The sequence below is a fragment of the Flavobacterium sp. ZE23DGlu08 genome (genome assembly GCF_030505335.1).
Classification (GTDB): Bacteria; Bacteroidota; Bacteroidia; order Flavobacteriales; family Flavobacteriaceae; genus Flavobacterium; species Flavobacterium algoritolerans.
On sequence record NZ_CP130045.1, the window covers coordinates 1,313,968 to 1,326,584 of the forward strand.

Here is a 12,617-nt window from a genome sequence, read left to right on the forward strand (position 1 = left end):
GCTAAAAACAACAATTTATTCTTGCATTACTTTAAATGTATTATTAAAAACAAAAAACATTTGATATGATAACAACTATTAAGGTTTTAACTAAAATAAATGCCCCAATACAAACTGTTTTTGATCTATCCAGAGACATTGACACACACCAAGAATCTGTCAATTTCACTAAAGAAACTGCAATTGACGGCATCACTTCCGGACTAATCAATTACAACGAAACCGTTACTTGGCGAGGCAAACATTTTGGTGTTTATTTGACTCATAAAAGCCGAATCACAGCCATGAATTTATACGACTATTTTGTTGATGAAATGGAAGAAGGAAAATTCAAATCATTCCGACATGAACATATATTTAATGAAAAAGACGGAGTTACTATAATGAAGGATAAATTACACTATGAAGTTCCCTATGGATTCTTTGGAGAATTATTTGATTTATTGTTTTTAAAAAATCACATGATTAATTTTATCATCGAAAGAAATAAAACCTTGAAAGCTTTATCAGAAAATGAGAAGCAATAACCACCAAACAATCGGGACACTTTCTACCCAAAAGGAAGTGTAATATTTAGACCGTTTTTCATTTGCAAAAAGCATAAATAATGAAATGATAATCACTAAAATCAAGTTGATAATCAATTGATTTTTGTCAAAATTACTTTTAAAAAATTCTAAAAAATAAAACGGAAGTAAAAGTAATAACCCTAATATTTTAGTGCGCTTCACTCCTATTTGCTGCGGTACTGTTTTTAAATGCGGATCGTCTTTTGCCAAATCAATAATTTCAAAAATAAGTACCAATACAAAAATCAAGATAAAGCGTTGCATACATTTTAAATAGAAATCGGAAGTAATTGGAACATGAGCATTCAAAACTGGCAAAGCCAATGTCACTCCAACCCAACACAATGCTACAATATAAATTTTAACACCTGCCCAATTCCTGGCATTTTTCTTATTTGGAAAAAAGGAAAGTGTGTACAATAATGTAACACTCAAGAAAACTACTGCGACTATTTGGGTTATACTTTGCAGCTTAAAAAAATAATATCCGACTAAAAAAAGAGCAAAAAAGCTAAATAAAGCAATCGTTTTTAACTGCTTACGCATTTGCAACCTTTGAACTCTGGCCAACGCATCGTATTTTACAAAATTATATCCTACAATTGTTCCAAAAAAAGCAAAGTTAGCAACTGGCTCATCTACTGGAATGTGGAACATGTGTTGCGTCATTCTAACCAAGGCATAACAAGACAAACCCACGTGAATGCTACTATTAATGTAAAAATCGAATATTAGTTTCAAAAACCTCATTAGACAAAATTAATCAAAGTGTTAACAAGAATGGCTTTTAGTTGAAAAATTCACAGAAAATCAAGTTAAAAAAGTCTTTTAATAGCAGATTAATATTTATTTTTACAGCCTTTTAAAACAAGAAACACACAACCCATTTTATATATAATGAAAACAGACGCTTTTGCATTAAGACACATTGGCCCAAGAGAAAATGATCTAGAACATATGTTGAAGACAATTGGGGCAGCAACACTTGACCAATTGATACATGAAACTATCCCAAGTGATATTCGTTTAAAATCTGATTTGGACTTAGAGCCTGCAATGACTGAATATGAGTTTGCAAATCACATTCAAAAATTAGGGAATAAAAATAAAGTTTTTCAATCGTACATTGGTTTAGGATACAATGCAGCCATTATCCCTGCGGTAATCCAAAGAAATGTATTTGAAAATCCAGGATGGTATACTGCTTATACGCCATATCAAGCTGAAATCGCGCAAGGTCGTTTAGAAGCGATTTTGAATTTTCAAACGATGGTTATCGAATTAACCGGAATGGAAATCGCTAATGCCTCTTTATTAGACGAAGGAACTGCTGCTGCTGAAGCAATGGCGTTACTTTTTGACGTTCGTTCTCGCGATCAAAAGAAAAACAACATCAATAAATTTTTCGTTTCTGAGGAAATATTACCACAAACTTTATCGGTTTTACAAACACGTTCTACGCCAATCGGGGTTGAATTAGTGATTGGAAACCATGAATCATTCGATTTTTCATCGGAATATTTTGGAGCAATCCTTCAATATCCAGGGAAATTTGGACAAGTTCATGATTATACCGCATTTATCGCTAAAGCGGCTGCAAGCGAAATAAAAGTAGCCGTTGCTGCTGATATTTTAAGTTTGGCAAAACTGACTCCTCCGGGAGAAATGGGTGCTGCAGTAGTTCTTGGAACTACACAACGTTTCGGAATTCCGTTAGGTTACGGTGGTCCACACGCTGCTTATTTTGCCACAAAAGAAGAATACAAAAGAAGTATGCCCGGAAGAATCATCGGTGTAACTGTTGATACGGATGGAAATCGTGCTTTGCGTATGGCATTACAAACACGTGAGCAACACATTAAACGTGATAAAGCCACTTCAAATATTTGTACAGCACAAGTTCTATTGTCAGTTATGGCAGGAATGTATGCTGTTTATCATGGTCCAAAAGGATTGCAATATATTGCTAATAAAGTACATGCTTCGGCAGCAACATTGGCAAATGCATTAGAAAAATTAGGTTTACAACAAACCAATACTGCTTTCTTTGACACAATTGTTGTTAAAGCTGATACACAGAAAGTAAAAGCGATTGCTGAACAAAACGAAATTAACTTTTATTACATCGACGAAAATACCGTTTCAATTTCTTTGAACGAAACTACAAGTATTGCTGATTTAAATAAAATTATTGCCGTTTTCGCTTCCGCAAAAGGCACTCAAGGAACTACAATTGACAGTTTATCAGAAACCAATCATTTCCCAGAAAATGTAAACAGAACATCAACGTTCTTGCAACACGATGTTTTCAATAAACACCATTCAGAAACCGCTTTGATGCGTTACATCAAAATGTTGGAAAGAAAAGATTTGGCGTTGAATCATTCTATGATTTCATTGGGATCTTGTACCATGAAACTGAATGCCGCTTCAGAAATGTTGCCTTTAAGCATGGCACAATGGAATAACATTCACCCGTTTGCTCCATTAGATCAAGCGCAAGGATACCAAGAAATGTTGGCTAAATTAGAACAACAATTAAATGTTATTACTGGTTTTGCAGGAACAACATTACAACCTAATTCAGGTGCTCAAGGGGAATATGCCGGATTAATGGTTATTCGTGCGTACCACCAATCTAGAGGAGATCACCATAGAAACATTGCTTTAATTCCATCATCGGCTCACGGAACAAATCCAGCTTCGGCGGCTATGGCAGGAATGAAAGTTGTGGTTACTAAAACATTGGAAAATGGAAATATTGATGTAGAAGATTTACGTGAAAAAGCAATTCTTCACAAAGACAATCTTTCTTGTTTGATGGTAACGTATCCATCAACTCATGGTGTTTTCGAAAGCGCTATCAAAGAAATCACACAATTGATCCACGATAACGGTGGACAAGTATATATGGATGGTGCCAACATGAATGCTCAAGTTGGATTAACAAATCCTGCAACTATTGGAGCTGATGTTTGTCACTTGAACTTACACAAAACATTCGCTATTCCTCACGGTGGCGGAGGACCTGGTGTAGGACCAATATGTGTTGCACCACAATTAGTGCCATTTTTACCTACAAATCCAGTAATTCCAACAGGTGGAGAAAACGCTATTACAGCTATTTCTGCCGCACCTTGGGGTTCTGCTTTGGTTTGTTTGATATCGTACGGTTACATCTGCATGCTTGGCGCTGAAGGTGTGAAAAAATCTACTGAATATGCAATTTTAAATGCAAACTACATTAAAGAGAAATTAAACGGTCACTATGATACGTTGTATTCTGGAGAAATGGGTCGTGCGGCACACGAAATGATTTTGGAATGCCGTCCATTTAAAGAAAAAGGAATTGAAGTAACTGATATTGCTAAACGTTTGATGGATTATGGTTTTCATGCTCCAACCGTTTCTTTCCCAGTTGCCGGAACTTTAATGATTGAACCTACTGAAAGTGAAAACTTAGAAGAGTTAGATCGTTTTTGTGATGCTATGATTGCGATCAGAAAAGAAATTGAAGCTGCTACTTTAGACAATCCAAATAATGTATTAAAAAATGCACCACATACTTTGATGATGGTAACTACTGATAGTTGGAATTTCCCATACACTCGTGAAGCAGCAGCATTTCCACTAGAATACATTGCCGAAAATAAATTCTGGCCTACCGTTCGTAGAGCAGATGAAGCATACGGCGATAGAAATTTAGTTTGTTCATGTGCGCCAATTGAAGCGTATATGGAAAACTAATTCTTAAATATTTTAGAAAAAACAAAAATGCCTCGATATATCGAGGCATTTTTTTTATAAGAATATTCTAAATCTAGTATTTATATCCTAAACCAGTTTTTATCGCTTGTGTTCCACCAAATTGATTAGAATTTGCTCCAACTGTAGTTTTATCAGAAATCATCAATACAAAAGGACAACCCAATATTGCAGCGGACATTTTAAGCTTTTTCTCTGCTTTTTTGTCACCTGTATTACCTGTTTGAAGATTAATCATTCCTGTTTTTCCCCTAACTTCGCCTACTTTTTTCAAACCAGCGATGTATGATTTTTCTTCAAGAATAATCACTTTTTCCCAATCAGCTTCACCAGCAACAACTATTTTTTCAGTAACCTCTTCTACTCTACCACTTTTACCATAAACAATTTTTTCAATTGCATATTTCCCGATAGAATTTTCAGCATCTTCACCATCATATTTAAAAACAACCGTGTATTCATCTACACGCATAACTTTTCCATTTACGATTTCACCACTGTGTTTTGTGATAACATCAACTTGAGCACTTGCTAAAGTTGCAGTTAAAATCATAGAAAACAATAAAATAATTTTTTTCATTTTTTATTAATTAGTTATTTATAATTATCAAAAATATAAAAAAACTTACAAAACCAATAACATTTAATAAAGAAATTATAATCCTACAAAATTAAGATTATAGCTAAAAACCTGCGGGAAATAATTTAACATACGCTTCATTGTAAATAAACATGAAATCCTAATCCTCAAAATATCAATTTTATCAATTGCAACAATTAGGAAATAAATATCGCATCGTTTTTTGCAATTCGTAATAAAATAATCAATATTTTTGCCAATAAATTATTATTTCATAATTATATGCATGCATAGTAAATTTTGTGAGTGTACTAATTTATTTATCATTAAATTAGCCTGAATTTTTGGAAAAACAACCCGATGAAAATAAAAATAACTGGAATAGGAAGTTATATTCCTGAGAAAAAAGTAAGCAATACTGACTTTAGTGAACATGTTTTTTTGAATGAAGACGGAACAGCTTTTGGATACCCTAATGAAGTAGTCATTAATAAATTTAAAGGAATTACCGGTATAGAACACAGACGTTATGCCGAAGACCAATACACTTCTTCTGATTTAGCTTTTTTTGCTTCTCAAAAAGCAATAGAAAATGCAGGAATTGATCCGGAAACGATTGACTATATCATCTTTGCTCATAATTTTGGTGATGTAAAATCCGGAACAACTCAATCCGATATGATTCCGAGTTTAGCCACACGTGTTAAAAATAAATTACAAATAAAAAACCCAAAATGCGTTGCTTACGATATCCTTTTTGGATGCCCGGGCTGGATTGAAGGCGTACTTCAAGCCAATGCATTTATAAAATCCGGCATGGCTAAACGCTGTTTGGTAATTGGTGCTGAAACCCTTTCCAGAGTAGTTGATGCGCATGACAGAGACTCCATGATTTATTCTGATGGCGCCGGTGCTTCTATCATTGAAGCTTCTGATGATGAAACAGGAATGTTGGCTTACGAAAGTGCTACTTACGCAAATGATGAAGCTAATTACTTGTTCTTTGGAAAATCATACAACCCAGATTTAGATCCAGACATTCGTTACATAAAAATGTATGGACGTAAAATCTACGAATTTGCATTAAGCCAAGTTCCTGCTGCAATGAAAAGTTGTTTGGACAAAAGCGGATTAGGCATTGATGACGTAAAAAAAATCCTTATCCATCAAGCCAATGAAAAAATGGATGAAGCTATAATTCAACGTTTTTACAAATTATACGACAGACCCGTTCCAAAAGACATCATGCCCATGAGCATTCATGAACTAGGAAATAGCAGTGTAGCCACCGTTCCTACCCTTTTCGACTTGTTAATTCGTGGAGAAATAGAAAACCAATCCATACAAAAAGGCGATGTTCTAATCTTTGCATCCGTAGGAGCAGGAATGAACATTAACGCATTTGTTTACAGATATTAAAATTGTGAGGAACACAACAATCAGGAGCTAATCCGGCTGTACACTACAATTCCTCACTACAAAACTTGTTTTTCTAAGGTGCAAGAAAGCTTCTTTCAGTCGCTTTTTGCACCTTGAAAAACTACATTTTGAAGTTCCGGGATTTTCATTCCCATCCGGGCTAAAAAACAATGCCCAAAAACACATTTATTACTATATTTGTGCCTTCGTGCCCTAGCGGCAAAATCAAAAAAACATGTACGAAAAAACGTTTCCCAATAAAAGATTCAAACATACTTTAGAATTTCTAAAAAAACACGTCTCAACTTCAGAAACCATATTAGATTTAGGCGTAGAAAATCCTTTTTCTAAAATCATGAAATCCGAAGGATTTGCAGTTACAAATACAACAGGAGAAGACTTAGACAAAGACCAATCCGTATTTTCAACAGAAAAAAAAGATGTCGTAACCGCTTTCGAAATCTTTGAACATTTACTAAACCCTTACACGATTTTAAGCGAAATAAAATCGGATAAACTTTTTATATCTATCCCAATGCGCTTGTGGTTTTCACCAGCTTATCGAAGCAAAACCGATATGTGGGACAGACATTACCATGAATTTGAAGATTGGCAATTGGACTGGCTTTTGGAAAAAACAGGTTGGAAAATAATCGACCGTGAAAAATGGACAAATCCCGTAAAGAAATTTGGTCTTCGTCCTTTATTGAGAAAATTTACCAATAGATATTATATTGTTTACGCTGAAAGGGCTAAGATTTAAGATTGTTGCTTAATGAATGTGGATTTATGATTGTGATAATGGATGTAAAAATCTGAAATCAAGAATCGTTAATCTTCATTCAAAAATATTTTAAATGAATTATTATATTGTTATTCCGGCTCATAACGAAGAAGCTTTCATCGCTTTAACTTTAGATTCTTTGATTTCTCAAACTGTTTTACCAAAAAAAGTAGTGATTGTCAATGATAATTCTACTGATAAAACAGCTGAAATAGTAACCGCTTACGCCAAAGAAAATCCGTTTATCTCTTTAGTAAACAAAACTTCCAGCGCAATACATTTACCGGGAAGTAAAGTTATTCAGGCTTTTCATAAAGGATTCGAAACATTGGACGAAGAGTATGATGTTATCGTAAAACTGGATGCCGACTTAATTCTACCCAACAACTATTTCGAAACTATCTTAAACATTTTCGAAAAAGATGCAACAATAGGAATGGCTGGCGGATTTGCCTACATTGAAAAAAATGGCGAATGGATTCTGGAAAATCTAACCGATAAAGATCATATTCGTGGTGCGTTTAAAGCCTATAGAAAAGCATGTTTCCAACAAATAGGAAATTTAAAACCGGCTATGGGTTGGGATACCGTTGATGAGTTATTATCAAAATTTTACGGTTGGAAAGTCGTTACCGATGCTTCCTTAATTGTTAAACATTTAAAACCAACTGGAGCTAATTACAATAAAACGGCCCGTTACAAACAAGGAGAAGCGTTTTATACTTTAGGCTACGGATTTTTAATCACTTCGATAGCTTCTGCAAAACTGGCGATGATGAAAAAGAAACCATTACTTTTTTTAGATTACATCAAAGGTTTTTGGAAAGCAAAAGCAGCTAAAACACCATTATTGGTAACCGCAGAACAAGCTAAATTTATTCGCAAGTATCGTTTGAAGAAAATGAAAGAAAAAATTTTCTAACGAAAACTACGAACGCATAACTTATAACTCATAACTATTTTTGTAATTTAGCCCATATTCACAAAACTATGATGCTCATTCGATATATAACGCAGATAGGAAGATACTTCTTAATGCTCAAAGAAATTTTCAATAAACAGACAAAATGGTCTGTGATGAGAAATCTAATTTTTAAGGAAATAGATGATTTAATCATTGGTTCCCTTGGTATTGTAGCATTCATTTCTTTCTTTGTTGGAGGTGTTGTTGCCATACAAACTGCATTGAACTTGACCAATCCATTAATTCCAAAATACCTTATTGGTTTTGCAACAAGACAATCTGTAATATTAGAATTTGCACCTACTTTTATCTCAGTGATTATGGCTGGAAAAATGGGTTCTTTTATCACGTCAAGTATTGGAACCATGAGAGTAACAGAACAAATTGACGCTCTAGAAGTGATGGGAGTTAACTCCTTAAACTATTTGGTTTTTCCAAAAATAATAGCTTTACTACTTTATCCTTTCGTTATTGGAATCAGTATGTTTCTGGGTGTTTTAGGTGGCTGGATGGCTGGTGTTTATGGCGGATTTACTTCAAGTGACGAGTTTATAAATGGGGCTCAATTGGATTTTATTCCATTCCACATCGTTTATGCTTTCCTTAAAACATTGATTTTTGCCATGTTATTAGCAACTATCCCTTCTTTTCACGGGTATTATATGAAAGGTGGCGCACTCGAAGTAGGACGCGCAAGTACCGTATCCTTTGTTTGGACCTCAGTTACCATAATTACTTTTAATTACATATTAACTCAATTGTTACTTGGCTCATGATAGAAGTAAAAAACATAGAAAAATCATTTGGCGGTATCAAAATCCTTAAAGGAGTTTCCACGATTTTTGAAACAGGAAAAACGAATTTAATTATTGGACAAAGTGGCTCTGGTAAAACCGTCTTGCTTAAAAGTCTTCTAGGAATTCACACTCCTGAATCTGGAACAATTTCATTTGACGGGAGAATTTATTCTGAATTAAATCCAGATGAAAAACGCGATTTACGAACTGAAATAGGAATGGTATTTCAAGGAAGCGCCTTGTTTGACTCCATGACAGTAGCCGAAAACGTGGGCTTCCCATTGAAAATGTTCACCAAAGACAACAATTCAAAAATTCAGGAGCGCGTAGACTTTGTATTAAAAAGAGTCAACTTAACTGACGCCCATAAAAAATTACCTTCGGAAATTTCGGGAGGAATGCAAAAAAGAGTTGCGATTGCGCGAGCTATTGTAAACAATCCAAAATACCTGTTTTGTGATGAACCAAACTCTGGTTTAGATCCAAATACGGCTATTTTGATTGATAATCTTATCAAAGAAATCACCGAAGAATACAATATCACAACGGTTATAAATACGCACGATATGAACTCTGTGATGGAAATAGGAGAGAAAATTCTATTCTTAAAAGATGGTTTAAAAGCTTGGGAAGGAACCAAAGAAGAAATTTTCAGAACCGATAACGAAGCTGTCGTTGCCTTTGTTTATTCTTCTAATTTATTCAAAAAAGTACGAGAAGCATATTTGAAAGAGTAAATCTAGCTTGATTTCAACAATTCTACCTCAGCATTAGGATTGAATAAATAAGTCTTTCCGGAACTCATTTCTAAGCATTCAAAACGCTTGGTTCTTATGGCTATTTTCTTGAAAATCTTTCCGTTTTGGATTCGGAAAACACTTCCATAAGGAATTTCAAACACATAATTTTTATCATTTTGCTGATCAAATTGTTTCAGTGCCAAAGCCAAAGTAGCATCCGTATCACTGCTGGCTGTTGGGTTTTTGAAATGCCTCGCCAATAAAGGCAATAAGTGATTCGGGAAAATTTCTGGTCGAATGTAAGGAATCATCAACCGTTGAAAAGAATATTTCCACTCGTTACCATGAGGTTTTATATTTCTACCAAATTTTTCGAAAGCCACCAAATGCGAGATTTCATGAATCAACGTAATCAAAAACTTGTATTTATTCAGATTTGAATTTACCGTGATTTCATGCTTTCCATTTAACCCTTTTCGATAATCCCCATGACGCGTCTGACGCTCGTTTACAATCTTAAGATGCACTTGATTGGCAACAATAAGTTCGAAAACGGGTTTTACCGCATGCTCTGGTAAATATCTTGAAAGTGTTTCGCTCATAACTTAAAATTTATAACTCCAAGTTACGGATTGGTAGAAGAAACTTGCAACACTTTCCCGTTGAAATATTTATTTCCGGTCAAAGTGAAATCATAAATATAATTTGCCATTTCACCCGCTGTTATTGGAGCTTGATAGCCTGGAAAAGCTTCTGCCAGCATTTCTGTTTGCACAGAACCCAAAGCCAAAACATTGAAAGAAATTCCACGCTCTTTGTATTCTTCTGCTAGTAATTCTGATAGCGTAATAACAGCTCCTTTACTTGAACTATAGGCTGCCAATCCGGCAAACTTTAAACTTCCCTGAATCCCACCCATAGAACTTATAGTCACTACATGGCTTCCTTTTTGTAAATAAGGCAGGCAAATTCTAGTCAAATTAGCAACTCCAAAAACATTGACTTTATAGATGTTTTCAAAATCATCTTGAGTCGTTTCTGAAAAAGGTTTCAACAATAAACTTCCTGCGTTATGAATGACTGCGTCTATTTGTTTCCAAGATTTGGATAAAAAATCGCTTACTTTCACTAATTCAGACTCCGTAGCTAAATCAACCGAAAGACAGGTAATATTTTCATTACCCAATAAAGCTTGAGGAATTTTTCTGGAAATGGCTAACACTTGATGTCCCGCATTAGCAAATTGCAATGCCAACTCAAATCCTATTCCCCTACTTGTTCCTGTGATGATGATATTTTTCATAGAGCAAAAATAAACAAAAACGATAAAAAACTAATGCTTTACGCAAAGGATTCTTGCTGTAATAAAAATTAAAGATTCCTATAATTTTACTTATTTTTGACAAACCAAATTAACATCTGAATTTTCATAAAATGACAGAAAGCATACAATTCGAGACTGCAAAAATAAGTGATATTGATGGCGTATTGGCATTACAGGAATTGTACCTTGTAGCTAATTTATCCGAAGAAGAAAAAGCTTCCGGGTTTGTTACCACGCCATTTACCATTGAACAACTAACCGAAGTCATCAATGAAAACAACTTATTTATTGCCAAAGACAATAACAAAATCATTGCTTACATTTTTGCAGGAAGTTGGGATTTTTTCAAACAATGGCCCATTTTCAATTACATGAGTTCCTTGTTTACGGAGCTGACCTTTTTGGATTTTGAAATCACCACAAACAATAGTTTTCAATATGGCCCTATTTGCATTCACAAAGAATATCGCGGCAAGGGATTGATAACGCCACTGTTTGAATTCATGAGAACACACATGCTTCATAAATATCCATTGGCCTTAACTTTCATTAACAAAATCAACATTCCGTCTACGAAAGCGCATACCGAAAAACTAAAATGGACCATTATTGGAGATTTTCAATTCAATAATAACGAGTACTTTATTTTGGCGTATGATATGAGTCAGGCAGTTTCTTAAACTATTTAAGCATTATAATTTCTTGTGTCGGCGTGTTTGCCATTTGTGTTACAGCAGGCAATAATTCCTGAATAAATGAAGTCATGTGCGGAATATCCATTGCTTTGAAATCATCTGAAACATGATGGTAGAATTCAAAATTTTCAAAATCAAATGTACTAACGGATTGGCAAGGCACTTTGAAAACATCATAAAAAGAGAAATTATCTGACCTGTAGAATAATTTATATTCGGCTTCTTTCGGAAGAAAACCAATCGTATTTTTTCCAGTATATTCATTGATTTTACCTGCCATATTAGATTTATCAAAACCTGTAATATAAGCTAGATAATCTCTTTTCATTGGTACACCAATCATTTCAATATTGAACTGAGCATACAATTTAAAATCCTGTGCTTTCAGTTTTTTGGCTAAATGTTTAGACCCTAATAACCCTTTTTCTTCTCCTGCAAAAAACACAAAAAGAATGCTTCGTTTATTATTTTTGGCAATGCTGAAATATTTTGCCATTTCAGCAACTGCAGTTGTTCCTGATGCATCATCATTGGCTCCATTATTTATAAAATCACCATTTATTCCTTTTTTATCCAAGCCAATATGATCGTAATGAGCACTTAAAATTATAAATTCATTTTTAAGAACTGGGTCGCTTCCTTCAATAAAACCTACAATATTGAAAGCTGGTTCTTTAAATGTAGACAAGGTATCGCGATACGATTTGAAATAGGGTTTCACATTGTTATTTTTGAAGAACTGCTCCAAATAATCAGCGGCTTTTACCATTCCTGCTTTTCCGGTTTCTCTTCCTTCTAATTCATCCGAAGCTAAATATTTTAAAGTCTCGGCAACATCATTTTCTGTTACTTTATATTCAGCCGCAACAATTTTTAATTGCGCGTTACTCACAGTTTGAGCAATTACTGACGAAGCTGACAAACAACCGAAGAAAATAAAAGAAAGAGACAGGAATGCTTTTTTCATGATTATTGAGATT

Annotated in this window: 13 protein-coding genes; 8 read left to right on the forward strand and 5 right to left on the reverse strand. The window is 34.3% G+C overall.

The features are described from left to right. The first annotated feature begins 65 nt into the window (after positions 1 to 65). Positions 66 to 527 (forward strand): SRPBCC family protein, encoded by a 462-nt coding sequence (locus Q1W72_RS05805; protein ID WP_315167230.1) that lies wholly within the window; start codon positions 66 to 68, stop codon positions 525 to 527. Here Q1W72_RS05805 and Q1W72_RS05810 read toward each other — a convergent pair. Continuing rightward, positions 507 to 1,319, reverse strand: coding sequence for a hypothetical protein (locus tag Q1W72_RS05810; protein WP_099713465.1), 813 nt, complete (start codon positions 1,317 to 1,319; stop codon positions 507 to 509). The genes Q1W72_RS05805 and Q1W72_RS05810 overlap by 21 nt on opposite strands. 147 nt (positions 1,320 to 1,466) lie before the next feature. Here Q1W72_RS05810 and gcvP point away from each other — a divergent pair, with 147 nt between their 5' ends. Further along, positions 1,467 to 4,316, forward strand: coding sequence for an aminomethyl-transferring glycine dehydrogenase (gene gcvP / locus Q1W72_RS05815; protein ID WP_099713466.1), 2,850 nt, complete (start codon positions 1,467 to 1,469; stop codon positions 4,314 to 4,316). 73 nt (positions 4,317 to 4,389) lie between these two features. Here the strand turns inward: gcvP and Q1W72_RS05820 are convergent, their stop codons facing one another. After that, entirely contained in the window at positions 4,390 to 4,914 is a 525-nt protein-coding gene (locus tag Q1W72_RS05820) for a hypothetical protein (RefSeq protein ID WP_099713467.1), read from the reverse strand. 360 nt (positions 4,915 to 5,274) lie between these two features. Between Q1W72_RS05820 and Q1W72_RS05825 the strand changes: the two genes are divergently transcribed. From Q1W72_RS05825 to Q1W72_RS05845, 5 genes are all read left to right on the forward strand, one after another. Beyond that, entirely contained in the window at positions 5,275 to 6,333 is a 1,059-nt protein-coding gene (locus Q1W72_RS05825) for a 3-oxoacyl-ACP synthase III family protein (protein ID WP_099713468.1), read from the forward strand. A 235-nt stretch (positions 6,334 to 6,568) separates the two neighbouring features. Continuing rightward, positions 6,569 to 7,096, forward strand: a complete 528-nt coding sequence (locus Q1W72_RS05830; protein WP_099713469.1) for a methyltransferase — start codon at positions 6,569 to 6,571, stop codon at positions 7,094 to 7,096. A gap of 94 nt (positions 7,097 to 7,190) precedes the next feature. Beyond that, complete coding sequence (locus Q1W72_RS05835) at positions 7,191 to 8,039, forward strand: glycosyltransferase family A protein (protein ID WP_282711806.1); 849 nt, start codon at positions 7,191 to 7,193, stop codon at positions 8,037 to 8,039. A 68-nt stretch (positions 8,040 to 8,107) separates the two neighbouring features. After that, entirely contained in the window at positions 8,108 to 8,857 is a 750-nt protein-coding gene (locus Q1W72_RS05840; RefSeq protein ID WP_099713471.1) for an ABC transporter permease, read from the forward strand. Beyond that, entirely contained in the window at positions 8,854 to 9,615 is a 762-nt protein-coding gene (locus Q1W72_RS05845) for an ABC transporter ATP-binding protein (protein WP_099713472.1), read from the forward strand. The genes Q1W72_RS05840 and Q1W72_RS05845 overlap by 4 nt, the downstream gene beginning before the upstream one ends. A gap of 2 nt (positions 9,616 to 9,617) precedes the next feature. Here the strand turns inward: Q1W72_RS05845 and Q1W72_RS05850 are convergent, their stop codons facing one another. Both Q1W72_RS05850 and Q1W72_RS05855 read right to left on the reverse strand, forming a co-directional pair. Next, on the reverse strand, positions 9,618 to 10,220 hold the full coding sequence (locus Q1W72_RS05850) for a SprT-like domain-containing protein (protein WP_282718116.1): 603 nt from the start codon (positions 10,218 to 10,220) through the stop codon (positions 9,618 to 9,620). A gap of 23 nt (positions 10,221 to 10,243) precedes the next feature. Next, positions 10,244 to 10,921, reverse strand: a complete 678-nt coding sequence (locus Q1W72_RS05855) for an SDR family oxidoreductase (protein ID WP_302137608.1) — start codon at positions 10,919 to 10,921, stop codon at positions 10,244 to 10,246. Between the two features lie 131 nt (positions 10,922 to 11,052). Here Q1W72_RS05855 and Q1W72_RS05860 point away from each other — a divergent pair, with 131 nt between their 5' ends. Next, positions 11,053 to 11,622 carry a GNAT family acetyltransferase gene (locus Q1W72_RS05860; RefSeq protein WP_302137609.1) on the forward strand — a complete coding sequence of 190 codons (570 nt, stop codon included), beginning with the start codon at positions 11,053 to 11,055 and terminating at the stop codon, positions 11,620 to 11,622. 1 nt (position 11,623) lies between these two features. Here Q1W72_RS05860 and Q1W72_RS05865 read toward each other — a convergent pair whose 3' ends face one another. Continuing rightward, positions 11,624 to 12,604, reverse strand: a complete 981-nt coding sequence (locus Q1W72_RS05865; RefSeq protein ID WP_302137611.1) for a M28 family peptidase — start codon at positions 12,602 to 12,604, stop codon at positions 11,624 to 11,626. Positions 12,605 to 12,617: the final 13 nt, after the last annotated feature.

What these genes read in the sequence shown, in the direction of transcription:
- Q1W72_RS05830 (WP_099713469.1), top strand. Translation starts at nt 6,569, where the DNA reads ATGTACGAAAAAACGTTTCCCAATAAAAGATTCAAACATACTTTAGAA.
- Q1W72_RS05840 (WP_099713471.1), top strand. Translation starts at nt 8,108, where the DNA reads ATGATGCTCATTCGATATATAACGCAGATAGGAAGATACTTCTTAATG.
- Q1W72_RS05810 (WP_099713465.1), bottom strand. Translation starts at nt 1,319, where the DNA reads ATGAGGTTTTTGAAACTAATATTCGATTTTTACATTAATAGTAGCATT.
- Q1W72_RS05820 (WP_099713467.1), bottom strand. Translation starts at nt 4,914, where the DNA reads ATGAAAAAAATTATTTTATTGTTTTCTATGATTTTAACTGCAACTTTA.
- Q1W72_RS05860 (WP_302137609.1), top strand. Translation starts at nt 11,053, where the DNA reads ATGACAGAAAGCATACAATTCGAGACTGCAAAAATAAGTGATATTGAT.
- Q1W72_RS05865 (WP_302137611.1), bottom strand. Translation starts at nt 12,604, where the DNA reads ATGAAAAAAGCATTCCTGTCTCTTTCTTTTATTTTCTTCGGTTGTTTG.
- Q1W72_RS05825 (WP_099713468.1), top strand. Translation starts at nt 5,275, where the DNA reads ATGAAAATAAAAATAACTGGAATAGGAAGTTATATTCCTGAGAAAAAA.
- Q1W72_RS05855 (WP_302137608.1), bottom strand. Translation starts at nt 10,921, where the DNA reads ATGAAAAATATCATCATCACAGGAACAAGTAGGGGAATAGGATTTGAG.
- gcvP (WP_099713466.1), top strand. Translation starts at nt 1,467, where the DNA reads ATGAAAACAGACGCTTTTGCATTAAGACACATTGGCCCAAGAGAAAAT.
- Q1W72_RS05835 (WP_282711806.1), top strand. Translation starts at nt 7,191, where the DNA reads ATGAATTATTATATTGTTATTCCGGCTCATAACGAAGAAGCTTTCATC.
- Q1W72_RS05850 (WP_282718116.1), bottom strand. Translation starts at nt 10,220, where the DNA reads ATGAGCGAAACACTTTCAAGATATTTACCAGAGCATGCGGTAAAACCC.
- Q1W72_RS05845 (WP_099713472.1), top strand. Translation starts at nt 8,854, where the DNA reads ATGATAGAAGTAAAAAACATAGAAAAATCATTTGGCGGTATCAAAATC.
- Q1W72_RS05805 (WP_315167230.1), top strand. Translation starts at nt 66, where the DNA reads ATGATAACAACTATTAAGGTTTTAACTAAAATAAATGCCCCAATACAA.